Here is a 416-nt window from a genome sequence, read left to right as displayed (position 1 = left end):
GACGCGCAGGGCCTCGACGGGCTGCGTCAGGTGCTGGAGATGGCCAGCGGCGCCGCCGTCTGCGTGCTGACCGGCCGCTCCGACGAGCACCTCGGCATCGTCGCGGTCGCCGAGGGCGCGCAGGACTACCTGGTCAAGGGCCAGGTGGACGGGGTGCTGTTGACCCGGGCGCTGCGCTACGCGGTGGAGCGTAAGCGGGCCGACGAGAACGCCCGGCGGCTGCGCGAGGTCGAGCTGCGCCAGGCCGAGTCCGCCCGCCTCGAACGGGGCCTGCTGCCCCAACCGCTCATGACCACCGACGTGGTCGCGGTGCACACCTTCTACCGGCCCGGCCGGCACGCCGCCCTGATCGGCGGTGACTTCTACGACGTGGTGCAGACCCGGCCCGACCGGCTCGACCTGATCGTCGGCGACGT

At 73.6% G+C, this 416-nt stretch carries 1 pseudogene; it reads left to right on the top strand.

The window, feature by feature from the left end:
• Positions 1-416 (top strand): annotated as a pseudogene (locus ACFHW0_RS31830) (transcriptional regulator); the annotation flags it as partial.

Origin of the sequence: Micromonospora sp. LOL_025 (genome assembly GCF_048060285.1) — a bacterium.
Taxonomy (GTDB): domain Bacteria; phylum Actinomycetota; class Actinomycetes; order Mycobacteriales; family Micromonosporaceae; genus Micromonospora.
Note: the sequence above shows the minus strand (reverse complement) of the source record. Positions and strands in the feature narration are given on the sequence as shown.